The organism is Gordonia sp. CPCC 205515, from assembly GCF_048537925.1.
GTDB lineage: Bacteria > Actinomycetota > Actinomycetes > Mycobacteriales > Mycobacteriaceae > Gordonia.
The window spans coordinates 1-26649 of sequence record NZ_JBCLVJ010000005.1 but is presented as its reverse complement, the minus strand read 5'-3'; the positions used below and the strand labels follow the sequence as shown (position 1 = coordinate 26649).

Genomic DNA, 26649 nt, shown 5'->3' with positions numbered 1-26649 from the left:
GATGTTCGACCTCCTCGAGGCGCCGAGTGCGCCATCTACTGATTAGACGCACCACGAGACCGATCGGCTCCCCTCACCCGAGGATGCCGCCCGCGAGACCGATGACGACCGGCACGATCCCCAGACAGACGAAGGCGGGCAGGAAGCAGAGACCGAGGGGCCCGCTGATTGCCACTCCCGCACGTTCGGCGGCGGCTGTGGCGGCATCGTGGGCGTGTCGCCGGGTCTGTTCGGCGAGTTCGGCCAGTCCGTCGGCGAATCCGGAGCCGGCCCGCGCCGACCGGCGGGCCAGGGTGGCGATCTGCTCGTAATGTGTTGTGGGCGAATCACTTCTGCCGGACTTGGACGTTGCGCTCCACGCCTGCTCCGGGTCGGCGCCGAGTTCGAGGAGATCGGCGGTTCGGGCCAGTCGGATCGCCAGGTCGGGTGGCGCGAAGCGGGCGACGACGGTCAACGCGGTGGCCGTCGGCAGTCCGGCGCGCAGACACACGGCGAACAGTTCGATGGTTGCGGCGACGGCGAACTGATCGTCGCGGTGGCGCGGGCGCAGCCAGCGTGGCTCACCGCGCCGTGACGGCGGCGCCGCAGTAACCCGGTAGAGGGCCCACCGCGACGACGGCCACACCCACAGCGCACCGGCCAGCAGCACGACGGCGACACCTGGGGTCACGCCACGACGGCCCGATCCGTGATCGACTCCGACCATACCAATCCGACTGCGGCCAAGGATGTTCCGACGACCAACAACACACCACCCCAGCCGGTCCCGAGGAGCACGCCGATCGGGTGTGCACCCATCAGGTGACCCAACAGCACACCGAGCACCGGCAGACCGGCGAGCACGGTGGCGGTCGCGCGGGGTCCGGCGAGGGCGGCTCGCGTCCGATCGGCGAATTGCCGACGGGCCAACAGATCGGTGCGCACCGACTCGAGCAGATCGACCAGCGGCAGCCCGTGACGCTCCGCGATCTGCCAGGCGGCCGCGACTCGACTCTGTTCGGGCGAACCGTCGTCGTCGACCCGGATCCGACCGCCCAATTCGGCTCGCGCGGCCATGGCGGCGAAATAGACCGCCACCGCAGGTGTTTCGCCGCCAGCCTGGTTGATCTCGGTTGCGGCCGCCGCACACGCTCGCACGGGTGGTGCGCCGACGGAGAGCTCGGCGATCATCACCGACAGTCCGGTGAGCAGTGCGTCGGTCTCATATCCGTGCCGCCGTTCGGCGAGCCGGCGATTGCGGCGTCGCAGCAGCAGTGCGATGCCGATACCCGCCGAGATCGCTGCCGGAACTCCGGAAACCAGCAGTGCAACAATCGGAATCATCAGAATGGCGGGCCACCGCACGCCCGCCGGGCGCTTCGGTGCGGATCGCCCGACCGCCCAGAGCCGGTACTGCACCCGGGTGGCCGGCCACCACAGCACCGCGATCGCACAGGCTGTCAACACGAAAGTCATTGTCACACCCTCGTTTCACACAAACTCTCGAAATCGGCGAGCGCTGCGGTGACCCCACCGAACCGGGTCCACACCGGCCGAATCCGGACCAGCGCATCGGGGTCGCGGGTCACCACACCGATCTCGGTGAGCCCGCGAGTACCGTCAGGAGATCGCGAAACACCCAGTACGACATGGCATGCGGCCGAGAGTTGGGAATGCAGCGCCGCTCGGTCCATTCCACCGAGGGCAGCCAACGCCTCCATCCGGGCCGGCACCTCGGCCGTCGAATTGGCATGCAACGTGCCCGCCGACCCGTCGTGTCCCGTGTTCAGCGCGGTCAGCAGGTCGATGACCTCGGCACCGCGTACCTCACCGACGACGATGCGGTCGGGCCGCATCCGCAGCGCTTGACGCACCAGCGCTCGTACCGGAACCTCGCCCGCCCCTTCCACATTGGCGGTACGTGCCACCAGCCGCACCACATGCGGATGCGGCGGGTCCAGTTCGGCCGCGTCCTCGACACACAGGATGCGTTCACCCGGATCCATCGCCCCGATCAACGCGGCCAGCAGCGTCGTCTTCCCGGACCCGGTATTCCCGACGACCAGGAACGCCAGTCGGGCCGCAAGCATCGACCGCAGCATCCCGACCGCGTCGTCGGGGATCGCACCGAGTCGCACCAGATCGTCGAAATCCCTCGTGGCCGTGCGTAACACGCGGAGAGAGATACACGTGCCGTCGGCGGCGACCGGCGGTATCACGGCATGCAGTCGTACGGTGTAGCCCCGTCGCCCGACGTTGGTCAGCTGCCCGTCGACCCAGGGCTGGGCGTCGTCGAGTCGTTTGCCCGCACCAAGTGCTAACCGGGTCGCCAACCGGCGGACCGAGTCCTCGTCGTCAAAGGTGATCGAGGTGCGCACCAGGCCATGGCCGCGATCCACCCACACATGCTCGGCACCGACCACCAGGATGTCGGCCACATCCGGTTCGGCCAGCAGATGCTCGAGCCGACCGGCACCGATCAGCTCGGTCTGCAGGAAGCGCAGGGCCGCAAGCAGATCGATGTCGCCCAGCACGCCGCCGGATTCGGCCCGGATGGCGGCGGCGATCACCTCGGCGGTGGGTTCGGCCGCGTCGGACGCGAGTCGGTCACGCACCCGGTCGAGCAGGGTGGGCTGCATCGTGGTCATGCCACCGCCCGCTGCGCAGCGCCGACGCGCCGGCACACCGTACGGGCCGCTCGACCGAGTTGTCGACGCGGCGCGATCCGCAGCCGCCCGGCTTCGAGGCGACCGGGCAGTCCCGGGTCCGACCGGTATGTCGCGAGTAACGGCAAGCCGATCGCGGCGGCCACCTCGACACCCCGCAGGCCACCGGGTGCGGGACCACGGACCACCACCTCGGCGGCGACATCGCTGCCGCAGAGACGGCCGACGACCACGCGGGACGACGCCACACCCGCCACCGTCGCCGACGTCACGACGGTGACGAGGTCGACCGAGTCGACCACCGCACGCACGACCGGACTGTCAGCCCGCGGCAGGTCGACGACGATCATGTCGCCGTCGGCCCGGCCGGCGTCGAGCGTGGCGATGACCGCGTCGACGGCGATCATCGCCGTGGCCTCCCGCCGCGGTGCGAGGATCGACAGCCGGTCAGCGGCCTTGGGGAGGGCATCGTGCAGACTCTGACCGCGGACGGTACCGCCGCCGTGCACGGCGAGGTCCTGCCAGCGCAGGCCCGGTTGCGCCTCGACCCCCAGCGTCAGGTCGATCCCGGCTCCCAGGTCGTCGACGTCGAGCAACAGCACTCGCCGCCCGTCGTCGACCGCGCAGAGCGCGACGGCTGCCGCCAGCGTGGTCGCACCGGCGCCGCCGTGACCGCCGATGAGAGCGATCGCATTGCCTGGCCCGCGACGCGGTGCGCGCATCGCGCTGAGGGCGCCGACCAGCGCGGACTCATCGGCGGGCAGTTCGAAGACGTTGTCGGCGCCGAGGTTCAGTGCCGACCGCCACGTGTCCGGTCCGGGATCACCCGAGCTGACCAGCACCACCCGATCGCGGCGGGGCGGCCGCACGACGGCCAGGTCCGCCACCGCCGCCGGATCGACGATGACGGCGGCGGTCCGCAGCCACGCGCGCCGGGAACCGGCCACGTCGGACACCACCATCCGGTACCCGGCGGCCGCCGCACACCGGGCGATCGGGTCGCGCAGTTCCGGCCGGACCAGTACGAGCAGTTCTTCGGTCATGCCGTCGATGCTGACCCACGCGCGAGCACAACCGGCCGCGTCTACGCCGCAGGGACCGAATCTGTGGATACCGGTCGCGCGTGTGAGTAACTCAGCCGGAGAACGGTGGCACGAACTCGCACGGCACCCGCACCGGATGCGCCGGATCGAGTGCGTTGAGCACCATGTCGACCGCGCGGCGCGAGCCCGCGACCGCCGCATGCTCGCTGTAGTCCGACGGGCATCCGTCCTGCACCACGATGTTGCGGACCCGTTCGCCGGCCCGACCGGGGACCTGCCCGCTGGTGTACGGCAGCACCAATTCGTCGTAGCGGGTCGAGATATTGGTGTAGGTGATGCCCTTCACGTACGGGCTGCCGCCGCGCCAGATGGCCCGGTTCATCGCGCTCCCGGGCAGCATCTGGCTGCACGCCGCGCAGATCGGCAGCGGCGCGTTGCCGAGCACCCCCTGGGTCAGTGCCAGGATCGGCGACCCCTCGAGGGTCCCGCGCCACAGTGGTGCCAGCGAGACGTAGTTGGCGACCTTCGACGCCCCGCCGAGATACTTCAGGTAATAGGTCGGCATGTAGGTGCCCTGCGAATGCCCGACGATGTCGACCTGCCGCGCGCCCGTGGCGGCGAGTACGCGATCGACGAACCGCGACAGCTGCGCCGCGCTGTCCTCGATGCGACCCATTCCGCCGATCGCCGATACCGGCCAGGGTGCACCGGGTAGCGCGCCGTACGTCGGTGCGAACACGCAGTAGCCGCGGTTGGCCAGCGTCGCGGCGTAGGCTCCCCAGTTGGTCTGCTGCGAACCACCCGTGCCGTGGACCAGGATCACCGGCCGCGGGTGGGCCGCGGTGGGGCGACACGAGAAGTCATTGGATCCGGGCAGCGAGCCGCCGGGATGTGCCAGTTCCGCCGGAATCCCTGAGAAGAATCCAGACGTCTCCGGCAACGGTGACCGCGGCGCGGCCTGTGTCGGACCCGCCACCGACAGCATCGCAACAACCGTCGCGACCACCACACTCGGCAGTAATCCGGCTCGTATCCGAAACGCTCTATGCCCGAACATGTCTGACGCCCTCCCCTTGGTCAACTGTCCAGAACCTAGCAAGTGCTTGGTCAGTTGTCCTGGGAATCGCGCTGCCGCCCAATAAAAAGACCCCCAGAAAGAGGACGACCCCGGCCAGGGGGGGAGGAGGCCGGGGTCATCGCGTTTCAGCCCCGGGGGGTCGGGCTGAAAGGCACCGGTATTAACCGGTTACGGCCGACTATACACACGGCGCGGAGACCATTGCAACTGAAACCATCGCGCTCCGCAGATCACATTTTCATATCGCTGCCTGCGGATACGTCGTTGCAACGGTGTTGCAGCGTCGGCTGTCCGGGCCACGCAGTCGCGCCGTAGGCTGACCCCTGTGACACGTGTCGCCGCGTTCTTCGACCTCGACAAAACCGTCATCGCCAAATCCAGCGCGTTGGCCTTCTCCCGCCCGTTCTTCGACGAGGGACTGATCAACCGGCGGACGGTGCTCAAGTCGAGCTATGCGCAATTCCTGTTCCTGGTCACCGCGGCCGACCACGACCAGGTGGACAGCCTCCGGCGCCACGTGACGACGATGTGCCGCGGTTGGGACGTCGAGCAGGTCCGCGCCATCGTCGAGGAAACGTTGCACGACATCGTGAATCCACTGGTGTTCGCCGAGGCGGCCGAGCTCATCGCCTCGCATCGCGAACGCGGCCACGACGTCATCCTCATCTCGGCGTCGGGACGCGAGATGGTCGAGCCGATCGGGGCGCTGCTCGGCGTCGATCACGTCGAGGCGAGCGACATGCAGGTGGTCGACGGTCACTACACCGGAGAGCTCGAATTCTATTGCTACGGCGAGAACAAAGCGGCGGCGATGCTCGCCCTCGCCGAGCGCCACGGCTACGACCTGAACGAATCACACGCGTACTCCGACTCGATCACCGACCTACCGATGCTGACGACCGTGGGACACCCGGTGGCGGTGAATCCTGATCGCGCACTGCGCAAACACGCCGCCGATGCCGGCTGGCCGGTGCTGGGCTTCAATCAGCCCGTACCGCTGAGTCGACGACTCCCCACCCCGTCGACCCGAATGGCCACCGCGTTCGCCGTCGGCGCCGCGGTGGCCACCGCCAGCGCCGTCGCGATTCGGTCGATTTCGGTACGGCGGAACCACTTTCGCTGACCTCATATCAGGTGACGCCCACCTGCCGCCACCCCTAAACCCACCACCAAACATTGGCCCGAAAGACCCTTGATGTGACCGCGGTCACGGTGTACAAAAGGGGTACGGAATCTCGGAAGGCCAAGTCCGAACCAGAAGAGAAGGAGCGGACCCCCACGCCGAGCACTTCCCAGCACGGGCGGCAAGCACCCACGCGGAGCACGCCGCACAGAGGCAAAAGCGTTGTGCGCCTGCGACATCGCAGTTGGCACGGAAACCTACCAGTAAACCCGGAAATGCGGGTCGGCGACGGAGTTCTCGGAATTCCGGGAGGGAACCTGAGGAGTTCCCGTCGAGCCGGACAAATCGATCTGGTCAGCGACGCACCGGATGGTGCGCCAGACGGAACGAATTGATCCGAATCCACGCTCGATTCGATTGCCCGACACCGTCATCCACACCGGAATTCGATACTGGGAAGGCCGGGTCATCGCGCGGTCAATCGCCGAGGCGAGCCCACAACCCACCAAGCACGCTTGGTAACTTGAGTCCGTGCTACGCGGGCGGCAACCCTGACCGATAATGTCGGTCGAGGTGGCCGCCCGCAGTGCGTTGTCCGGCGTGACCCCGGACGGCGCGTCAACCCGCGCGGGCCGCGTCGGCGATCGACTTCGCCTCTGCCGCACCCGATTCCAGAGCCGAACAGCAGAGCACAATCCATTCGCCGATACCTTCGGCGTCGCCTGCGGCGAACCGCGATGACAGTGCACGGTAATCGTCCACCCGACGCAACCACGTCACCTCGGGCACGCCGAGGTTGTGCGGGTCCAGTCCGCTCGACGTGCACACCAGTCGCGAGGCCGCCCGCGCAACGATCCCATTGGCAGTCGGGAACGCCGTCAGACCCAGCAGCTCACCGTGCACCACCGCAGCCAGCACCGGCGCCGGCGCCCGGGTGGCCCCGGTGACCAGCTGCCCCAGCAGGTCGAGCCGCTCGGCCACCCCGGGCGCGGCGCTCGGCCGGCCGAGTTCGTCGGGGTCGGTCACCAGGTCGGCGGCGGCGAGCATGTGCAGCCGCGCGAACGCCTGGGCGGGAGCGCGTCGGAAGACGGCGGTCAACTGTTCGAGCGCCTCCCCGTCGAGTGCCTGCGCGACACGCATCGCTCCGGCCAGGATCGGATCGTCGAAGTCGCCGTCGCGTCGCAGCTCGACGCTGCCTCCGTCGATGGCTGCCGACGACCGACCTGCGCGCCAGGACGCCTCGGTCGACGTCTTGTCCCAGCCGCGCAGATTCGTCGGGTGCCGATGTACGGCGGCGAGCGCGTCGCGCGCGGAGTCGGCCGCCGCGGCGACACCGGGCAGATCGAGCAGTGGCGCGAGCGGATCGGAGGAGGTCACGTCTGACCACGATAGACATCGGGACACCGCACCCGAGCGCGCCCGGCCGTTCGTCGCAGCCCGGCGACCACTCGTCGCGTAACGCAGGTGAGTGGTCGGACCGGCGCCTGCAACGGGGTTCCAACGTGACTACTCTCACAATGAGAACCCGGCATCTCAGCACGTCACTGCCAGTTGTCCATCGCACGCGAAAGGCCCACATCACCGATGTCTCCCGCCAGCACGTCCGCAGCCCAGGGTTACCCGCCGTCGAAGGAGTTCGCCGAGCAGGCGAACGCCGGAGCCGAACTCTACGACCGCGCAAATGCCGACCGTCTCGAGTTCTGGGCCGAACAGGCTCGGCGCCTGGACTGGGCCACCGACTTCGATCAGGTGCTCGACTGGTCGGACGCCCCGTTCGCCAAGTGGTTCGTCGGGGGCAAACTCAACGTCGCCTACAACTGCGTCGACCGCCACGTCGAGGCCGGTAAGGGCGACCGGGTCGCGATCCACTGGGTCGGTGAGCCCGGCGATTCCCGCGACCTCACCTACGCCCAGCTCAAGGACGAGGTGTCCAAGGCCGCGAACTACTTCTCCGCGATCGGTCTGACCGCCGGCGACCGCGTCGCCATCTACATGCCGATGGTCCCCGAGGCACTGATCTCGATGCTGGCCTGCGCCCGGCTCGGCCTCACCCACTCGGTCGTCTTCGCCGGCTTCTCGGCCGGCGCACTGCGCTCCCGCGTCGACGACGCCGAGGCCAAACTCGTCATCACCACCGACGGCCAGTACCGCCGCGGCAAGCCCGCCCCCCTCAAGACCGCCGTCGATGAGGCACTGGGCACCGGCGACGACGCCGCCAAGTCGGTGGAGAAGGTGTTGGTGGTGCGCCGCACCAACCATGACCCCGACCTCAACTGGGTGGAGGGCCGCGACGTGTGGTGGGAGGACACCGTCGACGAGCAGTCGGCCGAGCATGAGCCGGAGGCCTTCGACGCCGAACATCCGCTGTTCCTGCTGTACACCTCCGGTACCACCGGCAAGCCCAAGGGCATCGTGCACTCCTCGGGCGGCTACCTCACCCAGGCGTCGTACACCTTCCACTACGTCTTCGACCACAAGGAAGGCCGCGACGTCTTCTGGTGCGGCGCCGACATCGGCTGGGTGACCGGCCACTCGTATCTCGTCTACGGGCCGCTCTCCAACGGCGCCACCGAGGTCGTCTACGAGGGCACTCCCAACAGCCCCAACGAGCACCGCCACTTCGAGGTCATCGAAAAGTACGGCGTCACCATCTACTACATCGCGCCGACGCTGATCCGCACCTTCATGAAGTGGGGCCGCGAGATCCCCGACGCCCACGACCTGTCCTCGGTGCGGTTGCTCGGCTCGGTCGGCGAGCCGATCAACCCGGAGGCCTGGAAGTGGTTCCGGGAGGTCATCGGCGGAGACAAGGCACCCATCGTGGACACCTGGTGGCAGACCGAGACCGGCGCCATCATGATCTCCCCGCTGCCCGGCGTCACCGACACCAAACCCGGCTCGGCGATGGCGCCGCTGCCCGGCATCTCGGCCAACATCGTCGACGACAACGGCAAGCCTGTCGGCGCCGGCGAGCAGGGCTACCTGGTCCTCGACGAACCGTGGCCGTCAATGCTGCGGGGCATCTGGGGCGACGACGAACGCTTCAAGGAGACCTACTGGTCCCGGTTCGCCGAGCAGGGCTGGTACTTCGCCGGCGACGGCGCCCGCTACGACGACGACCACGCCCTCTGGGTGCTCGGCCGCGTCGACGACGTCATGAACATCTCCGGGCACCGGATCTCCACCGCCGAGGTCGAGTCCGCACTGGTCGGACACTCCGGTGTCGCCGAGGCCGCCGTCATCGGTGCCGCCGACGAGACCACCGGCCAGGGCATCGTCGCCTTCGTCATCCTGCGCGAGGGTATCGAGGACACCGGCGACCAGCTCATCAAGGAGCTCCGCGAACAGGTGTCGATCGAGATCTCCCCGATCGCCAAACCCCGCGAGATCAACGTCGTGCCCGAGCTACCGAAAACCCGCTCCGGCAAGATCATGCGGCGCCTGCTCAAGGACGTCGCCGAAGGGCGCGAGTTGGGTGACACCTCGACGCTGGTCGACCCGTCGGTCTTCGAGGCGATTCGGCAAAAGAAGGCCTGACAGAGGAGCGCTACGAAGGTCGAGGGGGGGGCGGGTTTAGGCGACGGTAAAAGAAGCGCCACCCCCCCCCCGTCGTTTTCAGTCGACTGAAAACGACGCCCACTCGACCCGATTCGACTCCCGCTCACCGCCAGAACGTGCCCCGCATGGCAACATGGCACTGACACCGCGACACGGAGGATGACTGTGAGCCGAAACGAGCCCGATCTGCCCACACGAGGCACCGGATCGGTCCCGTCCATTCCGCTGTCGGACCCGAATCTCGGCCGTCACGGCGAACCCACCATCGGGAACCTGGTCAAGGACGCCACGGCGAGTGTGTCCACGCTGTTCCGGGCGGAAGTCGCGCTTGCGAAGACCGAGCTCGTCGGCGAGGCGAAGAAGGCGGGCGCCGGAACCGGTCTGCTGGTGGTGGCGGGCGTCATGGCCCTGTACTCCAGCTTCTTCTTCTTCTTTTTCCTCGCCGAACTCCTCGACAACTGGATGCCGCGCTGGCTCGCCTTCCTGATCGTGTTCTTGCTGCTGGTGCTCATCACGATCGTGATGGCGGTCGTCGGCTACCTGTTCTTCCGCCGGGTACGCGGTCCGAAGAAGACGATCGAGAGCGTCAAGGAAGTCCAGACCGTGTTGCCGGGCAAGCATCCGTCGACGATCCCGACCTACACCCGGACCGGCGTGACAGCTCCGCCGGCCACCGCCGGTTCCGCGGCCGGCGCGTCCAGCGCAGCCGGTTCCGCAGGGGGCGCGCACGCCGCGGACCACGACACGACCCCGGATCCGGAGTTGTTCCGCAAGAGCACCCAGGGGGCCAAGACCCCCACCGACTCCGAAACGTACACCGACACACCCAACGTCATCCCCCATCACGACCATCCGGAGCTCCCGCCCGCACACGATCCCGATCGGGGATGAGTCTTGGCGGCACCGCCCGACCCGTCGAGCGTCCGAATACCGGGTGATTGGCGGCATTTCGACGTCCGCGCCAACGGGTTGCGGTTCCACGCCGTCGAGGCGGACCGCGGGTGGCTCGGTGATCGTCCGCTGGTGCTGCTGCTGCACGGTTTCGGCGAGTTCTGGTGGGCGTGGCGCCACCAGATCGCGGCGCTGACCGACGCCGGTTTCCGCGCCGTCGCAGTGGATCTGCGCGGCTATGGCGACTCCGACAAACCGCCTCGCGGTTACGACGGCTGGACACTCGCCGGCGACACCAACGGCCTCATCCGTGCGCTCGGGCACACCGAGGCGACGCTCGTCGGGCATGCCGACGGCGGTCTCGTCTGCTGGGCCACCGCGACGCTGCATCCCCGGGTGGTGAACCGGATCGCGGTCATCGCCTCACCGCACCCACGGGCGCTGCGCCGCGAGGTGCTGCGTGACCGCGGACAACGGTCGGCCTTCCTCGGCGGATTCCTGCGTAATCAGCTGCCGCGGATGGGGGAACGACACCTCACCCGGCGCGACGGCGCGTTCGTCGAACAGTACTTCGCCGATCGCGCGTCGGCCGCCTGGCAGCGCACCGACGAGTTCACCGATGTCGTCGAGCGCAACCGCTCGGCCATCCAGATCCCCTACGTCGCACACTGCAGCCTGGAGTATCAGCGCTGGGCCTTCCGCTCCCAATTCCGGCCCGACGGTATCCGTTTCATGGAGTTGATGAATCGGCGCCTGCACATCCCGGTCCTGTCACTGCGTGGCCACGACGACCCGTTCATCCTCGATCATCTGGTCGCCGCCGGCCACCACTGGGCCGACCACATGACCTACTGGCAGATCGAGGGGGCCGGCCACTTCGCGCACGAGGAACGGCCCGACCGGGTCAACGAACGGCTCGTCCAACTGCTCACCGACTGACCGCCGCCCTCACGCATGCACGCAGGTCTGCGTGCTCACGCGCGCCGAGCGTTCCTCCGACGCGGCGAAGTCCGGCCCAACCTCCTTGGCGGTCAACACGAATCCGGTCTGGTCGGTGGTGTCCTCGGCGGCCCCGAAGACGACACCGAGCACCTCGCCGTCGGCGTTGATCATCGGTCCACCCGAATTGCCCTGCCGGATCACGCCACGCACGGTGTACACCTCCCGCAGGATCTGGCCGGTGCGGTAGATGTCGGGACCCGACAGGTTGATGACATCACGGACGCGCACCGGACTGACGTTGAACGGGCCGGCCTCGGGGTAACCGAGTACCAGGGCGTCGTCCCCGGTGCGCGCCGGCCGATCGGCAAATCTCAGTGCAGGAGCGTTCAGTCCGGGAACGTCGAGCACGGCGATGTCGGTGCTGGCGTCGAACAGCACGACGCGCGCGGGCAGTTGCTGGCCGTTGGGCGAGGTGACGACCAGCCGCCGGGTTCCGGCGACGACGTGCGCGTTGGTCATCACCCGCTCGGCCGAGACGACGAAACCGCTGCCCTCCAACGCTTGTCGACAACTCGGCGCGGTGCCCTCGATCTTGACCACGCTCGGCTCGACCTGCGCGACCACCGGCAGCCGGGTCAGCGCGTTGTCCGGCGGCCCGACGGTGGTGATCGGCGTCCGGCCGAACGGACCGATCACCTCGGGCAGGCCGGAATTGTCCAGCAGCGCACTGAAATCCTTGGGCAGGTCCCGCAGCCATTGGGGGGCAACCGTATCCACCCCGGACAGCACCTTGGAACCGCGCACCGACGTGGCTAGCTCGGTCTGCCCGGAACTGCTCAGGGGAATGGCCAGCAGCCAGGCGGCGACGAGCACCGCACACACCTGCAGCGCGGAGCCGACGATGCTGTCCACGCGGCGCACCCCGCGCGAGCGCAGTCCACCGCGCGCGGCGCGGCCCAGCACCATGCCCGACACCTCGCCGATGACGATCAGACCGATCAACATGATCAGCCCGACCAGCATCCGCACCCGATTGTCATCGAAGCGTGAGATCACGTGTGGCGCAAGGAGAAGTCCGGCGACCGCCCCCAGCACCACACCGAGGAAGGCCAGCGCCGAGGCCACCGCGCCCTGCCGGTAGCCGCTCGCCGCGGCCAGCAAAGCGATGCCGAGCACGATCAGATCGACCCACCCGGAACCGGTCACCGCGCGTCCTCCCCGGCCGGTGGCAGGACCGCACTCATCCCAGTCTGCTGCCGACTGCCCGACGCCTCGATCGCCTCGTCGAGCGGCCGCACATCGTGGTGGTCCCACGGCACGTCCCAGCCGGACACCTCACTGATCGCCGCGATCAGGCCACCGGTGAAACCCCACACCAACAGTCCGTCGACCATGAACGCCGGCCCGCGGTAGGCCCGCGCACCCAACACGTTGCGCTGCACCTGAAAACGACTCTCCGCGGCGAGCAGTGTCCGCAGGTTGACCCGCGCGACCCGCGCGGTCTCCCCGACGTCGACGACCCGTACCGGGCCCGGTCGCGACCAGTGCGCCAGCACCGGCGTCACGTCGAAGCCCGACACCGGAACCGGGAACGACGGCAGGTTCGCCAGCACGTCCACGCCGTCGGCGATCAGTCCCGTCTCCTCGTGCGCCTCGCGCAGCGCGGTACCCACCGGGTAGTCGTCACCGGGGTCCATCTTGCCGCCGGGAAACGCCACCTGCCCACTGTGTTGTCGCAGCGTGGGGGCGCGCTCGGTGAGCAGGATCTCCGCGTCGGCCGGTAGCCCGCCGGGATGATCGTCGGCGGCCTCCCAGCTGCCGGAAACGAGGACGAGGACCGCGGCGTCGCGCCGGTTACGGCCGATCATCGACGCCCACCGGGTGCGGTCGCCGCCGCGATTCATCACCGAGTCGGTCACTGCGGCGACATTGTCGGTGAGGCGGCGCATCCACGGCGGGATCTGTCCGGGGTCGACGAGCGGCCCGACATGCGGCCGTGGCGCGTCGTCGTCGTCGATCACGTGCGTACCCCCAGGTATTGGTCGACCGCCGCGGCGATCTGATCCGGACTGTCGAAGATCTGCGGCAACACCTTGGCGACGGTGCCGTCGGGTCGGATCAGGATGCTCGACGGGAACACCCGCGGTGCACGCAGCGCGGCCGCGATCTTGCCGTCGGTGTCCAGGACGGTCGCCATCCGCACGTTGTTCTCGATGAGGAACTGCAGCGCGAGGTACGGATTCTGCGCACCCTCCTGGGCATGGACCGCCAGTACGTTCACCGAATCCCCCGCACGCTGCGCATACTCGGCCATCACCGGGAGTTCGTGGCGGCATGGCAGGCACCACACCGCCCACATGTTGACGATGAGCGGTTTGCCCGCGGTGCCCGTACCGAGGTCGTAGGTGCTGCCGTCGGCCAGACAGGGTGCGCGCACCCCGGCCAGCGCGGCGTCCGGACCCATCGGCAGGCCGGTGGTCGGGCACGGCGGCAGTGCGGCATCGGCGCGGGCAGAGGCGAGTTGCGCGTCCCCGACCTGCGCGTCCATCGCGTTCGGGCCGGACGGGGCACTGGCGGTGACCGAACCATCCGGCACACCGGAGCCGCCGCGCGGCCAGATCGCCACGATCAGCGCGATCATCGCCACCACGAAGACCAACGTCCACCGCAGGGCGGCGGGAAACCGGGGCGGCGGCTTCTGGCTCAGCGGCTTCCGGCTCGGGGAGCTCTCGTTCACGTCGCCGGGAGCCCCGCCAGCTCGAGCAGGTGCACCGTCTCCGGACCCTTCACCAGCTTCGCCGCCTCTTCCTTGTCCATCGGTCCGGTGCCGACCGACGGGCAGTCCTTGGCGAGCACGCACACACCACAGGCCGGTTTCCGGGCGTGGCAGACGCGTCGGCCGTGGAAGATCACCCGATGCGAGAGGTCGGTCCACTCCTTGCGCTGGATCAACTCGCCGACCGCATGCTCGACCTTCACCGGGTCGGTCTCCTCGGTCCATTCCCACCGCCGGACGAGCCGGCCGAAGTGGGTGTCGACGGTGATTCCCGGCACACCGAACGCGTTGCCGAGCACCACGTTGGCGGTCTTGCGGCCGAACCCGGGCAGCGTGACCAGATCCTTGAGTCGGTTGGGCACGTCGCCGTCGAAACGTTCCACGAGTGCCTGCCCGAGACCGATGATCGAGTTCGCCTTGTTCCGATAGAAACCGGTGGACCGGATCATCTCCTCGAGCTCGACGCGGTTGGCTTCGGCGTAGGAGATCGCCGTCGGGTATTTGGCGAACAGCGCCGGTGTCACCTGGTTGACCCGCACGTCAGTGCACTGGGCGGACAGGATCGTGGCCACCGACAGCTCCAGCGGGGTGGTGAAGTCGAGTTCGCAGTAGACATGCGGGAAGGCGACCTGCAGGGTCCGATTCATCCGTCGGGCCCGACGCACCAACCCGAGGTGGGTTTCCGGGGCCGACTTGCGTGCACTCACCTGATTCAGGTTAGCGACGCCGTCCGACAACACCCCGACAGAGTCCGTGCCGGACGTCGGTGAGGCAAGGTAACAACTCAGTGAAGGGTGCCGTTCTGGTTAGGTGCACCGAGTGCAGATTGTGTTTACTGGTCCCCATGCAAGGTCTCGCCGCGCTTCTGTTCCCGGCTGTCCTCATGCTGTTCGCACTTGCGATGGAGAAGGTACAGGCCAGGATCGACCGCCACACCGTCTCTGCCGATCACGTCGAGGAGTTCCTGGAGTCCGCCGACGCCGGACACGTGGACACGCTGGCCAAAGAGGGCTTTCCCGCTGCACTCGACGAGTTCCGCAGCCGTCGCTCGCGCGGCGAGTCGACGCCCGCCGCTGCTGCCCCACTGCTGGACTCGCCGCAGCGCGCCAGCTGAGTGGTCAACCGGACTCGCGAGTAGCGCAATGAACGGTCAGTGACCCATTCAACACATATGCTGGGGGCGAGAGTAGCGTTGCACGGGGCAACACGGCATCTCCGCGGGCACGTCTGTGCACGTGAAACCGGGGGCCGACAGTTCTCCCGATGTGTTCAGGACGAGAAAGGTTCGTAGGTGGAAGAAGTACTGGCGCGGGCAGGCATATTCCAGGGTGTCGAGCCCTCCGCGGTCGCGGCGCTGACCAAACAACTTCAACCGGTCGATTTCCCGCGCGGACACGTGATCTTCCACGAGGGTGAGCCCGGCGACCGGCTGTACATCATCCTGTCCGGCAAGGTGAAGGTCGGCCGACGTTCGCCGGACGGTCGCGAGAACCTGCTGACGATCATGGGACCGTCGGACATGTTCGGCGAGCTGTCCATCTTCGATCCCGGTCCGCGGACGTCGTCGGCGACGACGGTGACCGAGGTGCGTGCGGTGTCGATGGATCGCGACGCCCTGCGCGCGTGGATCAAGGACCGCCCGGAGATCGCCGAGCAGCTGCTGCGCGTCCTCGCGCGTCGTCTGCGACGCACCAACAACAACCTCGCGGATTTGATCTTCACCGACGTCCCCGGTCGCGTGGCCAAGCAGCTGCTGCAGCTCGCCCAGCGCTTCGGCACCCAGGAGGGCGGCGCACTGCGCGTCACCCACGACCTGACGCAGGAAGAGATCGCCCAGCTCGTCGGCGCCTCGCGCGAGACCGTCAACAAGGCGCTCGCCGACTTCGCCCAGCGCGGCTGGCTGCGTCTGGAGGGCAAGAGCGTACTGATCGCCGACTCCGAGCGGCTGGCCCGGCGCGCACGCTGAGCCACCCCGCTTCGCGAAGGGTCAGCTGTTGTGCCGCAGGTACTCCAGCTGGGCCTTCACCGACATCCGGGCGGCCGGCCAGAGTTTCTTGTCGACGTCGGAGTACACCCGCTTGACCACCTTCATCGGCTTCGCGTCGTGCGGTGTCACGCCCATGTCGGCCAGCGCGGCCCGGATCTGGTCGATGCGCTCCTCGCGGTGCGCCTTGTAGAAGCGGGCAACCGGGATCAGGTCGGGGTGATCGGGACCGTGCGCAGGTAGCAGCGCACAGTCATCGCCCTCGACGATGAGCCGGTTCAGCGAGTTCATGTAGTCGTTCAGGCTGCCGTCGGACGGGTCGAGCACCGTGGTGCCGCGCCCGAGGATGGTGTCGCCGGTCAGCATCGCGCGCTGCCCGTTCCAATCGACGAGGAAGCTGACCGAATCCCCGGTGTGTCCCGGGGTGAACAGCACGGTGATGCGCAGTCCGGCCCGATCGATCACCTCACGGTCGTGCAGCGGTCGCGCACTCCGGGTGAACCTCTCCGCCCGCGCCCGCACCGGAGCGCCGGTCCGCTTGTGCAGCCGTTTGATACCGCCGGTGTGGTCGAAATGCCGGTGCGTGATCAGGATCAGGGACACGTCGTTGTCGTCGGCGAGCTTCGCGATGTGCTTGCCGTGCTTGGGCGGACCCGGGTCGACGATGACACACTCCGGGCTGTCCGGCGCCCGCAGAATCCACGTGTTGGTGCCGTCGAGTTCCATCACCCCGGGGTTGTCGCAGAGCAGCACCGACGCGAACGGGGTGACCTGTCGGACAACGCCATAGGCGGGGTGGGTGGGCGCGGTGTCAGATCCCGTGCCGTTGGCGGATCCAGTGTCGGTCATGGGATCCGACCCTACCCACCGCCCCGGTCGTGTCGATTCATGCGTGTCTTCTGATCGTTCGGCGTCACGTGACCCGGTAGGCGCGGTAACGCACGCGATTCGCTTCGCGCACGTAGGACGCCACATACACCGCCCGTTCGAGCTCCGGATGGGCCGCCGATTCCACCGTCACCACCGCCCGGAAGTAGTAGTCGGCCGGATCGACGTCCGCGCCGGCAAGGAGCGCTTCGAGAACCTCGGGATCGCCGCTGCGTACCCCCACGGCGTGCAGATACAGCAGCGATCCGTCGCGGCCGCGGGCGCTGTAGCGACCGTCGATCTCGATCGACCCGTCCGCGCGCACGATCTGCCAGTCCGCACCACCGGGCAGGATCTCGCCGTCGAAGACGCCGGTGATCGCGCCACCGACGATCGGCACCACCCGACGATGGCCGACCCGGGTCATCCCATGATCCTCGATCGGCCCCAACTCGGCGACCACGTCGAAGGCGGGTTCCAGCGTCGGCACGGGCGGGATCGTCGGCATTCCCGCATGATAACGCCGTCAGCCGATCAGCAACCCGTACCCGAGCTTGCCGACCATCACCACCACGACCCCCAGCAACACCCAGCGCACGAACGAACTACCGCGCCCGAGCGCCATGTGCGCACCGATCTGCGCACCCGCGATGTTCGCAATCGCCAAGCCGATACCCAAGAGCCACAACACGTTTCCCTGCCACGCGAACACCGCCAGGGCACCGAGATTGGTGCCGGTGTTGATCACCTTGGCCATCGCCGAACTCTCCAGGAATCCGGTGCCGACCAACGCGGTCAGCGTGATGATCAGGAAGGTGCCGGTGCCGGGTCCCATCACGCCGTCGTAGAAGGCGATGACCACCCCGGCCACTGCGAAGCCGAGCAGCACCGACCATCGGGGTTTGGTAACCGTTGCACCCGAACCGAATCCGGGATTGACCGCGACGAACACCCCGACCGCCACCAACAGGCACAGCACGATCGGGGTGAACACCGACGCGGGCAGCCGACTCGCGAGATAGGCTCCGAGACCGGAGAAGACAAGCGCAGCAACAAAAGTCGGCAGCAGACGACGGAGATCGAGCGGAATCCGACGCGCATAGCGCAGCGCCGCCGATGACGTGCCGAACACCGCCGCCAGCTTGTTGGTCCCCAGCGCCGTCGCCGGAGCGATGCCCGGGAAGGTGATCAGCAGCGCCGGGATCAGCACCAGACCACCACCCCCGACGACCGCGTCGACCCAGCCCGCGGCCGCCGCGGCGGCGATCAGCAGTGCGATATCCACCCGTGGTCAGATCTCGACGTCGTCGAGGCGTCAGGCGACCTCGACGATCAGCTCGACCTCCACCGACGACCCGAGGGGCAGTTCGGCGACGCCGACGGCCGAGCGCGCATGCACCCCGGCCTCACCGAAGATCTCGCCCAGCAGATCGGAGGCACCGTTGATCACGCCGGGCTGACCAGTGAAGCCGTGCGCCGACGCGACGAACCCGACGACCTTGACCACCCGCACGACCGAGTCGATGCCGACGAGACCGTGGACGGCGGCCAACGCGTTGAGCGCGCACTGTCGCGCGGCACGATTCGCCTGCTCCGGGGTGACGACGCCCTCGGCGCCCTCGTGCACCTTGCCTGCCACCTCGAGTTCGCCGGCGACGATGGGCAGCTGACCCGCGGTGTAGACGAGGTTCCCGGTCCGTACCGCAGGCACGTAGCTGCCGGCCGGGGTGACCACGTCGGGGAGGGTGATACCGAGTTCGGTCAGACGCGCCGACCAGGTGTTGGCCATCGGACTCATCCCTTCGGACGCTTGAGGTAGGCGACGTGCTGTTCGCCGGTAGGGCCGGGCAGCACGCTCACCAGCTCCCAGCCGTCGGAACCCCACTGATCGAGAATCTGCTTGGTGGCATGTGTGAGCAACGGCACCGTCACGTACTCCCACGCGGTCACTTCAGTCATGGACCCACCCTATCCGGTCGCCGGTAGTCGATATGGTGATGCAGTGGGGACTGATACACCGGCAACCGACGGCATCGCGCACGTCAACCAATGGCCGGCAGCAGCAGCCGCGGCGCGACTCCATTTCGTGTCCGGCAAGGGGGGTACCGGCAAGACGACCATCGCCGCCGCACTGGCGCTCGCGTTGGCCGCCGACGGCAAGAAGGTGCTGCTCGTCGAATGCGAGGGGCGACAGGGCATCGCGCAACTGTTCGACCTGCCGCCGTTGCCACCGACCGACACCAAGATCGCCACGGCCTCCGGCGGCGGCGAGGTGTCCGCGCTGGCCATCGACATCGAGCACGCGCTGCTGGAATACCTCGACATGTTCTACAACCTGGGCTTCGCCGGGCGGGCGATGAAGCGGATCGGTGCGATCGACTTCGTCACCACCGTCGCCCCGGGCCTGCGCGACGTGCTGATCACCGGAAAGATCAAAGAGCGCATCATCCACACCGACAAGCGGGGCAACCGTGTCTACGACGCCATCGTCGTCGACGCCCCGCCGACCGGACGCATCGGCAGCTTCCTCGACGTGACCAAGGCGATGGCCGATCTCGCCAAGACCGGGCCGATCCGCAATCAGAGCGAGGGGGTGGTGGCGCTGCTGCATTCGCCGGACACCGTCGTGCACCTGGTCACCCTGCTCGAGGCGATGCCGATCCAGGAGACCGTCGAGGCGGTCGACGAACTGCACTCGAAGAATCTGACGATCGGCAGCCTGATCATCAACCGCGTCAGTCCGACGCATCTGCCGGTGGACTCGATCGACGACATCGCCGAGGGCACGATCGACGCGCCGCGCATCCTCGAGCATCTCGCCGCCGCGGGTCTCGATCTGCCCGAGGACGACCTCGCCGGTCTGCTCACCGAAACCATCGAGCACGCGACGCGGCTGCAGGCCCAGCAGGTGGCCAAGGCACAACTCGACGACGTCGAACTGCCCACCCTGGAACTCCCGGCGCTCGGCGACGGCATCGACCTCGGTTCGATCTACGAGTTGGCCAACCTCTTGCAGAAGGCAGGTGCCTGACCCATGACGCTCGATCTGAAGATGGGGTCGGTCCTGACCGACCCCGACACGCGGGTGGTGATCTGCTGCGGCGCCGGCGGTGTCGGCAAGACGACGACGGCCGCGGCGATGGCGATGTATGCCGCCGAGCACGGCCGGACGGTCGCCGTGCTGACCATCGACCCGGCCAAACGACTCGCCCAGTCGCTGGGCATGAACGAGCTGACCAACGATCCGCAGCCGGTGAAGATCACCACCGAGGGCCCGGGCACCCTCGACGCGATGATGCTGGACATGCGTCGCACCTTCGACGAGATGGTCATCGAGTACTCGACGCCCGAGCGCGCCGAGGCGATCATGGAGAACTCCTTCTATCAGACGATGGCGTCGTCGTTCTCCGGCACGCAGGAGTACATGGCGATGGAGAAGCTCGGCAAGCTGCTCGAGCAGGACCGCTGGGACCTGATCATCGTCGACACACCGCCGTCACGGAACGCGCTGGACTTCCTCGACGCGCCGCAACGCCTCGGGTCGTTCCTGTCCGGCCGACTGATGAAGGTCCTCATCGGCGGCGGTCGGGGGGTCGGGCGGGTCGTGACCGGTGCGGTGAGCCTGGCGATGCGGGGTGTGTCCACGATCATCGGCGGCGACATGCTGCGCGACGTGGCGACCTTCGTGCAGTCCCTCGACTCGATGTTCGGCGGCTTCCAGGAACGCGCACTGAAGACCTACGAGCTGCTCAAGCAGCCGGGCACCCAGTTCGCGGTGGTCGCCGCGGCCGAGCCGGATGCGTTGCGCGAGGCGGCGTTCTTCGTCGATCGACTGTCGGAGGAATCGATGCCGCTCGCGGGCCTGATCCTCAACCGCACCCATCCGAACCTGACATCGATCTCGGAGTCGTCGGCGCAGGCGGCCCTCGAACACGTCGACGACGAACTGACTCGCGGGGTGCTGCAGGTGCACGCCGAGCGCGCGGCCACCGGGAAACGTGAACTCCATCTGCTGCAACGGTTCACCGCCGCGCATCCGGCGGTCCCGATCGTCGGCGTGCCGTCCCTGCCGTTCGAGGTCGCCGACGTGGAGGCGCTGCGCGCGGTGGCCGAGCAGATCACCGGCCGCGGCTGACCCCAATTTCGTTAGCGCAAGCACATACACAAGGAACGGCCGGCCCCTCCTGGGGTGCCGGCCGTTCGTTCCGATGTGCTGTTCGTTGCGGGAGATCACACTGCGTCGCGATGGCGACGTCGCTGAGCCTCGAAGAACTGAGACCACGAGGTCACCTCGGGATGCTGCCGGAGCAGTGCGCGGCGCTGCCGCTCGGTCATGCCGCCCCAGACGCCGAACTCCACTCGATTGTCCAAAGCGTCTGCGCCGCACTCCAACTGCACCGGGCAGTGCCGACAAATCGTGGCGGCTTTGCGTTGCGCCGCCCCGCGAACAAACAGATCGTCAGGATTTCCTCCTCGGCATCGAGCCTGAGACACCCACGTCAAACGAGCGTCGTCTCCGGTGGAAACTGCCGCCATCGCCATTCCGCCGACCCCAATCTGTCGTTGTAATCGCCGGTCGTTCTGCATTACTGCAAGGCCCCGACAATCTCTGACCGTCGAACGCGATCAATCACTGGACAGGATCCAGATCCACTCCGGATTGTTAAGTGAGTCACATTCTGCACTCAATCTAAGGATGTGTGTATGCGGGGCGCAACCCCTGGAGCCAAGAAAATGGCACCATCGTGCAAACCGGGCGTGTCGGTGCAGGTCAGAGCGGATGTTGCGGGATCGATATCACGCAACCACGTTGCAACGGCCGCGCTTGGGCTTTGTTAAGGCGCTCACACGTATCCTGTCCGTGTGCCGATGTCAAAGAAACTGTGGCCACTGGCGGGCGCCTGCCTGCTCGCCGGTGTGCTGGTCGCAGGATTGCTGTATCCCGCCGCGAGCGGGGTGGGAGTGCTGTCCAACCGCGCCGCCTCCGCCGTGGAGAACGTGTCGTCGGAGTTGCTGAACGGAACGCTGCCGGAGGTCACCACCATGACCGACTCCGCGGGCACCCCGATCGCGGTGCTCTACGACCAGTACCGCTACCAGGTCGGCTACAACGACATCTCGCCGGAGATGATCCGCGCGATCATCTCCATCGAAGATCGGCGCTTCCTCGAGCACGACGGCGTGGACTGGAAGGGCACGATCCGCGCGGCGCTGAAGAACTCGTCGTCGGGCGAGGTGCAGCAGGGTGCCTCGACGCTCGACCAGCAGTACATCAAGAACTATCAGCTCCTGGTCCTGGCACGGACCGAAGCCGACCGACAGGCCGCCATCGAGACCACCCCCGCGCGCAAGCTGCGGGAGGTGCGCATGGCACTGACGATGGAGCAGTCGCTCATTGACCAGGCCAAGCGGGACAAGGGACTCGACGACGCCCAGGCCAAGCAGGAGGCCAAGAAGCAGATCGTCACCCGCTATCTGAACGTGGTGCCGTTCGGCAACAACTCCTACGGCGTGGAGGCGGCCGCGCAGACCTACTTCGCCAAACCGGCCAAGGACCTGAACGTCGCTGAGTCCGCGTTGCTCGCGGGCATGGTGCAGTCGAGTTCGGCACTGAACCCGTACACCAATCCCGAAGCCGCGCTCACGCGACGAAACACCGTGCTCGACACGATGATCGAAAACTTCCCGAATCGTGCGGAGGAGTTGATCAAGGCCAAGGCCAGCCCACTCGGCGTGGTGCCCAATCCGCGCACCCCCACCCAGGGCTGCATCGCCGCCCGCGGCAACGGCTTCTTCTGCGACTACGCACTGCAGTTCCTCGCCGAGAACGGCATGTCCCGGGATTCGGTGCTGCGCGGCGGGTACATCATCCGCACCACCCTCGATCCCGACGTGCAGCGGTCGACGCTGCGCGCGGTGCGCACCCAGGCCAGCCCGGACGCCGACGGCATCGCCGACGTGATGAGCGCGATCCGGCCCGGCAAGCAGTCCCACGACATCTTGGCGATGGCGTCGAGCCGCGACTACGGACTCAATCAGAAGGCCAACCAGACCGTCCAGCCGCAACCGTTCTCCATGGTCGGCGACGGCGCGGGATCGGTGTTCAAGATCTTCACGACCGCGGCGGCGATGGAGAAGGGGCTCGGGGTGGGCAACAACATCCCGGTGCCCGGGTACGTGGCGGTCTACGGCATGGGCAACAGCGACGGCGCCAACGGGTGCCCGGTGAACGCCTACTGCGTCAAGAACGACGGCCGCTACCCCGCCTCGATGACGGTGACGCAAGCGCTGGCCCAATCCCCCAACACCGCGTTCGTCAAGTTGCTGCAGGAGGTCGGCGTGACGCCCGCGGTCGACATGGCCGTCCGGCTGGGGCTGCGCTCCTACAACGCGCCCGGCACGTCGGGGTACGGCGACCGGAGCATGGCCCAGTACGTCAAGGACGGCAACTACGGTTCGTTCACCCTGGGACCGCTGCCGATCAACGGACTCGAACTGTCCAACGTCGCGGCCACCCTCGCCTCCGGCGGAACCTGGTGCGCGCCGAACCCGATCGCGTCGATCAGCCGGATCAAGCGCGACGCCTACGGCAACCCGGTGATGGCCGAGAACGGACAGCCCGCACTGACCGCGGTGCCGTTCAACGCACCCAAGTGCGAGCAGGTCGTCGAGGAAGGGCTGGCGAACACGCTCGCCAACGGCCTCAGCCAGGACGACAAGGGCGGCGGCACCTCGGCCGGTGCGGCCGGTTCGCAGGGCTGGACGCTCCCCGTCTCCGGCAAGACCGGCACCACCGAAGCGCACCGCTCGTCGGCCTTCCTCGGGTTCACGAACGGCATCGCCGGCGCGGCGTACGTCTACAACGACGGACCCACCCCCACCGGCATCTGCAGCAGCCCGCTGCGGCAGTGCTACGACGGCAACCTCTACGGCGGCATGGAACCGGCACGGACCTGGTATCAGGCAATCAAGCCGGTGGCCACCAAGTTCGGTGCCGTGCGTCTACCACCGACCGACCCGCGCTTCATGGCAGGCAACGATCGCGGCCGGATCCCGCGGGTCACCGGCCTGACGGCCAGTGCCGCCACCGCGAAACTGCAGGCGGCGGGCTTCAAGGTGGTCCAGCGTGACTTCGAGAGCCCCCGCCCGCAAGGCACCGTGGTGGCCACCGCACCGCAGGACACGGCGATGCCGGGCAGCGAGATCACGATCCTGGTGAGCACCGGACGCAACGCCGACGGCGGTGGGAACAGCAACGCCACGCCGGGACCGACCGAAACGACCGTGCAGGTTCCCGGCGTCGGACCGGTGGTGATCCAGCTTCCGGGATGATCGGGCGCGGAAAGCACACGCGACCCGGTGAGTCGGTTGCGTATCCTGAGTGGATGCACGTCGACAACCCTCTCGGCCGCGTCCTGCCCAGCTCGCTGACCTCCTCCTCGGCCGCCCGCGCCATCGCGGGTCTCGCCGGTGCGGCAGCGGCGGGCCTGGTCTACTCGACGGTGATCGAACGCAATGCGTTCACGTTGCGGCACAGCACCCTGGCGGTGCTCGAACCCGGCGCCACCCCGCTGCGCGTGCTGCACCTGTCCGACCTGCACATGACACCGAACCAGCGACTCAAGCAGGCGTGGGTGTCGGAACTGGAGTCGCTGGAGCCCGATCTGGTGATCAACACCGGTGACAATCTCGCCCACCCACAGGCGGTGCCCGCGGTCATCCAGTCGCTCGGTGGGCTGCTGTCCCGGCCGGGGTTGTTCGTGTTCGGCTCCAACGACTACTTCGGTCCGCGGCTGAAGAACCCGCTGCAGTACTTCAAGACCGATCACACCCGGACCTTCGGTGAGCCGCTGCCGTGGCAGGATCTGCGTGCCGCGTTCACCGAGCGGGGCTGGCTCGACGCGACCCACACCGTGCGCGAACTCGAGGTCGGCGGAGTGCGCGTGGTGGCGGCCGGCGTCGACGACCCGCACATCGAACGCGACCGCTACGACACCATCGCCGGGCGCCCCAACCCGCTGGCCCACCTGCGACTGGGCCTGACGCATTCCCCGGAACCGCGCGTCCTCGATCGGTTCGCCGCCGACGGTTACGACCTGGTGATGGCAGGCCACACGCACGGCGGACAACTGTGCCTCCCGTTCTTCGGCGCGCTGGTCACCAACTGCGAGATCGACCGGTCCCGGGTCAAGGGCGTCTCCAGCTGGGGTTCGACGATGAAACTGCACGTCAGCGCCGGCCTGGGCACGTCGCCGTTCGCCCCCGCCCGCTTCTGCTGCCGCCCGGAAGCAAGCCTGCTCACGCTGACGCCGGTGTCGCACGGCGACGCCGACTTCGACGAGGAACACTCGCTGCCGCAGCTGGCCACCGAGCTCAGCTGACGGGTGGAGCCGTATCGCTCCCTCAGGAGCGAGCCTGCGAGCGCCTCGAAGGGCGTCGAGGTCCTCGCCTTCGACACCTTCGGTACCGTCACCGACTGGTTCACTGGTATCTCCACCGCGGTGGGCGACGCGGTGCCCGGCGTCGACGCCGCCGACTTCACCCGCGATTGGCGGGGCCGATACGGACCGATCCTGGCGCGGGTCGAGGCCGGCGAGTTGCCGTGGCGCCGCCTCGACGACCTGCAGACCGAGACACTGCACGACACCGCCACCGCGTGCGGCGTGGCCATCGACGACGCCACCGCCACCCGACTCGTGCACGCCTGGCGCACGATCCCCGGATGGCCGGATGCCGCCGACGGGATACGTCGGCTCCGCACCCGGTTCGTCGTGTGCGCGTTGAGCAACGGCACGGTGGCCCTGCTGACCGACATGGCCAAGCACAACGGCTTCGACTGGGACGTGATCGGCGGGTCGGACCTGTGGCGGCATTACAAGCCGGCCCGCGAAACCTACTGTGGGCTGGCCGCATTGCTGGAACGCAGCCCCGACCAGGTCATGATGGTCGCCACCCACCAGAGCGACCTCGACGCCGCCCGCGGGTTCGGGCTGCGCAGCGCGTTCATCGAGCGCCCGATGGAGTGGGGTGGCGCGCCCAAGGACGACGCGGGTTCCCCCGACAACGACGTGCACGCGACCGATCTGCACGACCTCGCCGATCAACTCGACATCCCCTGATCCAGCGTGTCAACGGTCATTTCGGCCGATCTGGGTGAATCATCCTTTCTGGACGAGGCGTTCGGACGCGTCCACGCACAACACTGGAACGAGATGGCCGTCGGGGCCATTGGCAAGGAAAAGGGGCACATCATGAGTACGTACCGCGACGACCACCCGGTGAAGGAGGGAATCGCCGGGGGCACCACGATCGGAGCTGCGGCGCTACTCCTCGTGGCCGGCATCGTCGGACTGCTGCAGGGCATCTCGGCCGTGGCCAAGGACGACTTGTTCGTCGCCGGTCCGCAATACGTCTACAAGCTCGACCTGACGAGCTGGGGGTGGATCCACATCCTGCTCGGCGTCATCGCGATCGTCGTCGCGTTCGGCATGTTCGCCGCCGCGACGTGGGCCCGTGTATCCGCCATCGTGATCGCGTCGTTGTCGATCATCGCGAACTTCCTTTGGCTGCCTTACTATCCGTGGTGGTCGATCCTGGTGATCGCCCTCGACATTCTGATCATCTGGGCCGTGGCCACCTGGCGCACCGCCTGATTCTTCGCACGAATAACGATCGGGGGGACGACCTTCGGGTCGGGCCGCCGGTTGCTGTGGAGCGGTCTGCTTATCGCCGTGCCGTCCCG

27 protein-coding genes and 1 pseudogene are annotated in these 26649 nt (G+C 67.8%); 12 read left to right on the top strand and 16 right to left on the bottom strand.

Annotation, left to right across the window (positions count from 1 at the left end):
* Window positions 1-73 precede the first annotated feature (73 nt).
* From AAFP30_RS07460 to AAFP30_RS07440, 5 genes are all read right to left on the bottom strand, one after another.
* Window positions 74-670 (bottom strand): type II secretion system F family protein, encoded by a 597-nt coding sequence (locus tag AAFP30_RS07460; protein ID WP_419229242.1) that lies wholly within the window; start codon window positions 668-670, stop codon window positions 74-76.
* Window positions 667-1455: a type II secretion system F family protein gene (locus tag AAFP30_RS07455; protein ID WP_419229241.1), complete on the bottom strand. Its 789-nt coding sequence runs from the start codon at window positions 1453-1455 to the stop codon at window positions 667-669. Before AAFP30_RS07455 ends, AAFP30_RS07460 begins: the two co-directional genes overlap by 4 nt.
* Before the next feature lie 2 nt (window positions 1456-1457).
* The gene (locus AAFP30_RS07450) at window positions 1458-2627 is read right to left on the bottom strand and encodes a TadA family conjugal transfer-associated ATPase (RefSeq protein ID WP_419229240.1); all 1170 of its coding nucleotides are present in this window, start codon (window positions 2625-2627) and stop codon (window positions 1458-1460) included.
* The gene (gene ssd / locus AAFP30_RS07445) at window positions 2624-3688 is read right to left on the bottom strand and encodes a septum site-determining protein Ssd (RefSeq protein ID WP_419229239.1); all 1065 of its coding nucleotides are present in this window, start codon (window positions 3686-3688) and stop codon (window positions 2624-2626) included. The genes AAFP30_RS07450 and ssd overlap by 4 nt, the downstream gene beginning before the upstream one ends.
* A gap of 91 nt (window positions 3689-3779) precedes the next feature.
* Complete coding sequence (locus AAFP30_RS07440; RefSeq protein WP_419229238.1) at window positions 3780-4745, bottom strand: esterase/lipase family protein; 966 nt, start codon at window positions 4743-4745, stop codon at window positions 3780-3782.
* 346 nt (window positions 4746-5091) lie between these two features.
* Between AAFP30_RS07440 and AAFP30_RS07435 the strand changes: the two genes are divergently transcribed.
* Window positions 5092-5889, top strand: coding sequence for an HAD family hydrolase (locus AAFP30_RS07435; protein ID WP_419229237.1), 798 nt, complete (start codon window positions 5092-5094; stop codon window positions 5887-5889).
* A gap of 618 nt (window positions 5890-6507) precedes the next feature.
* Here the strand turns inward: AAFP30_RS07435 and AAFP30_RS07430 are convergent.
* Window positions 6508-7266 carry an oxidoreductase gene (locus AAFP30_RS07430; RefSeq protein WP_419229236.1) on the bottom strand — a complete coding sequence of 253 codons (759 nt, stop codon included), beginning with the start codon at window positions 7264-7266 and terminating at the stop codon, window positions 6508-6510.
* Window positions 7267-7473: 207 nt separating this feature from the next.
* On the opposite strand from AAFP30_RS07430, the gene acs reads away from it, so the two are divergent.
* The 3 genes and pseudogenes from acs to AAFP30_RS07415 all read left to right on the top strand — a co-directional run bounded on the left by acs (window position 7474) and on the right by AAFP30_RS07415 (window position 11277).
* Window positions 7474-9426, top strand: a complete 1953-nt coding sequence (gene acs, locus AAFP30_RS07425) for an acetate--CoA ligase (protein ID WP_419229235.1) — start codon at window positions 7474-7476, stop codon at window positions 9424-9426.
* A gap of 186 nt (window positions 9427-9612) precedes the next feature.
* Window positions 9613-10128 (top strand): annotated as a pseudogene (locus AAFP30_RS07420) (phage holin family protein); the annotation flags it as partial.
* Window positions 10129-10341: 213 nt separating this feature from the next.
* Window positions 10342-11277: an alpha/beta fold hydrolase gene (locus AAFP30_RS07415; protein WP_419229234.1), complete on the top strand. Its 936-nt coding sequence runs from the start codon at window positions 10342-10344 to the stop codon at window positions 11275-11277.
* A 9-nt stretch (window positions 11278-11286) separates the two neighbouring features.
* Here the strand turns inward: AAFP30_RS07415 and AAFP30_RS07410 are convergent, their stop codons facing one another.
* The 4 genes from AAFP30_RS07410 to nth form a co-directional block, all read right to left on the bottom strand.
* A complete protein-coding gene (locus AAFP30_RS07410; protein WP_419229233.1) occupies window positions 11287-12486 on the bottom strand; it encodes a MarP family serine protease in 1200 nt (399 codons plus the stop codon).
* Window positions 12483-13229, bottom strand: a complete 747-nt coding sequence (locus tag AAFP30_RS07405; protein ID WP_419229464.1) for an NUDIX hydrolase — start codon at window positions 13227-13229, stop codon at window positions 12483-12485. Before AAFP30_RS07405 ends, AAFP30_RS07410 begins: the two co-directional genes overlap by 4 nt.
* Before the next feature lie 68 nt (window positions 13230-13297).
* Entirely contained in the window at window positions 13298-14017 is a 720-nt protein-coding gene (locus AAFP30_RS07400; RefSeq protein WP_419229232.1) for a TlpA family protein disulfide reductase, read from the bottom strand.
* Window positions 14014-14703, bottom strand: coding sequence for an endonuclease III (gene nth, locus AAFP30_RS07395; protein WP_419229463.1), 690 nt, complete (start codon window positions 14701-14703; stop codon window positions 14014-14016). The genes AAFP30_RS07400 and nth overlap by 4 nt, the downstream gene beginning before the upstream one ends.
* A 197-nt stretch (window positions 14704-14900) precedes the next feature.
* Here nth and AAFP30_RS07390 point away from each other — a divergent pair, with 197 nt between their 5' ends.
* Together AAFP30_RS07390 and AAFP30_RS07385 are read left to right on the top strand one after the other, a co-directional pair.
* Window positions 14901-15170, top strand: a complete 270-nt coding sequence (locus AAFP30_RS07390; RefSeq protein ID WP_419229231.1) for a hypothetical protein — start codon at window positions 14901-14903, stop codon at window positions 15168-15170.
* Between the two features lie 177 nt (window positions 15171-15347).
* On the top strand, window positions 15348-16022 hold the full coding sequence (locus tag AAFP30_RS07385; RefSeq protein ID WP_005171581.1) for a Crp/Fnr family transcriptional regulator: 675 nt from the start codon (window positions 15348-15350) through the stop codon (window positions 16020-16022).
* A 21-nt stretch (window positions 16023-16043) separates the two neighbouring features.
* On the opposite strand, the gene AAFP30_RS07380 is transcribed toward AAFP30_RS07385, so the two are convergent.
* From AAFP30_RS07380 to AAFP30_RS07360, 5 genes are all read right to left on the bottom strand, one after another.
* Window positions 16044-16889: an MBL fold metallo-hydrolase gene (locus AAFP30_RS07380; RefSeq protein WP_419229230.1), complete on the bottom strand. Its 846-nt coding sequence runs from the start codon at window positions 16887-16889 to the stop codon at window positions 16044-16046.
* A 64-nt stretch (window positions 16890-16953) separates the two neighbouring features.
* Entirely contained in the window at window positions 16954-17415 is a 462-nt protein-coding gene (locus tag AAFP30_RS07375) for a DUF3237 domain-containing protein (protein ID WP_419229229.1), read from the bottom strand.
* An 18-nt stretch (window positions 17416-17433) separates the two neighbouring features.
* Window positions 17434-18192, bottom strand: coding sequence for a TSUP family transporter (locus AAFP30_RS07370; RefSeq protein WP_419229228.1), 759 nt, complete (start codon window positions 18190-18192; stop codon window positions 17434-17436).
* Between the two features lie 30 nt (window positions 18193-18222).
* Window positions 18223-18696, bottom strand: a complete 474-nt coding sequence (locus AAFP30_RS07365; RefSeq protein WP_419229227.1) for a RidA family protein — start codon at window positions 18694-18696, stop codon at window positions 18223-18225.
* Window positions 18697-18701: 5 nt separating this feature from the next.
* Window positions 18702-18866, bottom strand: coding sequence for a hypothetical protein (locus AAFP30_RS07360; protein WP_419229226.1), 165 nt, complete (start codon window positions 18864-18866; stop codon window positions 18702-18704).
* Between AAFP30_RS07360 and AAFP30_RS07355 the strand changes: the two genes are divergently transcribed.
* On the top strand, window positions 18865-19938 hold the full coding sequence (locus AAFP30_RS07355; RefSeq protein WP_419229225.1) for an ArsA family ATPase: 1074 nt from the start codon (window positions 18865-18867) through the stop codon (window positions 19936-19938). The genes AAFP30_RS07360 and AAFP30_RS07355 overlap by 2 nt on opposite strands.
* A gap of 3 nt (window positions 19939-19941) precedes the next feature.
* Complete coding sequence (locus AAFP30_RS07350; RefSeq protein ID WP_419229224.1) at window positions 19942-21042, top strand: ArsA family ATPase; 1101 nt, start codon at window positions 19942-19944, stop codon at window positions 21040-21042.
* A 95-nt stretch (window positions 21043-21137) separates the two neighbouring features.
* Here AAFP30_RS07350 and AAFP30_RS07345 read toward each other — a convergent pair whose 3' ends face one another.
* Window positions 21138-21449, bottom strand: a complete 312-nt coding sequence (locus AAFP30_RS07345) for a WhiB family transcriptional regulator (protein ID WP_419229462.1) — start codon at window positions 21447-21449, stop codon at window positions 21138-21140.
* Window positions 21450-21776: 327 nt separating this feature from the next.
* Between AAFP30_RS07345 and AAFP30_RS07340 the strand changes: the two genes are divergently transcribed.
* The 4 genes from AAFP30_RS07340 to AAFP30_RS07325 all read left to right on the top strand — a co-directional run bounded on the left by AAFP30_RS07340 (window position 21777) and on the right by AAFP30_RS07325 (window position 26560).
* Window positions 21777-24239: a penicillin-binding protein gene (locus AAFP30_RS07340; RefSeq protein ID WP_419229461.1), complete on the top strand. Its 2463-nt coding sequence runs from the start codon at window positions 21777-21779 to the stop codon at window positions 24237-24239.
* A 53-nt stretch (window positions 24240-24292) separates the two neighbouring features.
* Entirely contained in the window at window positions 24293-25288 is a 996-nt protein-coding gene (locus tag AAFP30_RS07335) for a metallophosphoesterase (protein WP_419229223.1), read from the top strand.
* Between the two features lie 3 nt (window positions 25289-25291).
* On the top strand, window positions 25292-26026 hold the full coding sequence (locus tag AAFP30_RS07330) for a haloacid dehalogenase type II (protein WP_419229222.1): 735 nt from the start codon (window positions 25292-25294) through the stop codon (window positions 26024-26026).
* Between the two features lie 132 nt (window positions 26027-26158).
* Window positions 26159-26560, top strand: coding sequence for a DUF7144 family membrane protein (locus AAFP30_RS07325; protein WP_419229460.1), 402 nt, complete (start codon window positions 26159-26161; stop codon window positions 26558-26560).
* The last annotated feature ends 89 nt before the right edge of the window (window positions 26561-26649 follow it).

Excerpts from the sequence above, each read along its gene's own strand:
- AAFP30_RS07455 (WP_419229241.1), bottom strand. The coding sequence starts at position 1,455 with ATGACTTTCGTGTTGACAGCCTGTGCGATCGCGGTGCTGTGGTGGCCG.
- AAFP30_RS07450 (WP_419229240.1), bottom strand. The coding sequence starts at position 2,627 with ATGACCACGATGCAGCCCACCCTGCTCGACCGGGTGCGTGACCGACTC.
- ssd (WP_419229239.1), bottom strand. The coding sequence starts at position 3,688 with ATGACCGAAGAACTGCTCGTACTGGTCCGGCCGGAACTGCGCGACCCG.
- AAFP30_RS07440 (WP_419229238.1), bottom strand. The coding sequence starts at position 4,745 with ATGTTCGGGCATAGAGCGTTTCGGATACGAGCCGGATTACTGCCGAGT.
- acs (WP_419229235.1), top strand. The coding sequence starts at position 7,474 with ATGTCTCCCGCCAGCACGTCCGCAGCCCAGGGTTACCCGCCGTCGAAG.
- AAFP30_RS07405 (WP_419229464.1), bottom strand. The coding sequence starts at position 13,229 with ATGCGCCGCCTCACCGACAATGTCGCCGCAGTGACCGACTCGGTGATG.
- nth (WP_419229463.1), bottom strand. The coding sequence starts at position 14,703 with ATGAATCGGACCCTGCAGGTCGCCTTCCCGCATGTCTACTGCGAACTC.
- AAFP30_RS07390 (WP_419229231.1), top strand. The coding sequence starts at position 14,901 with ATGCAAGGTCTCGCCGCGCTTCTGTTCCCGGCTGTCCTCATGCTGTTC.
- AAFP30_RS07380 (WP_419229230.1), bottom strand. The coding sequence starts at position 16,889 with ATGACCGACACTGGATCCGCCAACGGCACGGGATCTGACACCGCGCCC.
- AAFP30_RS07375 (WP_419229229.1), bottom strand. The coding sequence starts at position 17,415 with ATGCCGACGATCCCGCCCGTGCCGACGCTGGAACCCGCCTTCGACGTG.
- AAFP30_RS07365 (WP_419229227.1), bottom strand. The coding sequence starts at position 18,696 with ATGGCCAACACCTGGTCGGCGCGTCTGACCGAACTCGGTATCACCCTC.
- AAFP30_RS07355 (WP_419229225.1), top strand. The coding sequence starts at position 18,865 with ATGGACCCACCCTATCCGGTCGCCGGTAGTCGATATGGTGATGCAGTG.
- AAFP30_RS07360 (WP_419229226.1), bottom strand. The coding sequence starts at position 18,866 with ATGACTGAAGTGACCGCGTGGGAGTACGTGACGGTGCCGTTGCTCACA.
- AAFP30_RS07350 (WP_419229224.1), top strand. The coding sequence starts at position 19,942 with ATGACGCTCGATCTGAAGATGGGGTCGGTCCTGACCGACCCCGACACG.
- AAFP30_RS07345 (WP_419229462.1), bottom strand. The coding sequence starts at position 21,449 with ATGGCGATGGCGGCAGTTTCCACCGGAGACGACGCTCGTTTGACGTGG.
- AAFP30_RS07340 (WP_419229461.1), top strand. The coding sequence starts at position 21,777 with ATGTCAAAGAAACTGTGGCCACTGGCGGGCGCCTGCCTGCTCGCCGGT.
- AAFP30_RS07335 (WP_419229223.1), top strand. The coding sequence starts at position 24,293 with ATGCACGTCGACAACCCTCTCGGCCGCGTCCTGCCCAGCTCGCTGACC.
- AAFP30_RS07325 (WP_419229460.1), top strand. The coding sequence starts at position 26,159 with ATGAGTACGTACCGCGACGACCACCCGGTGAAGGAGGGAATCGCCGGG.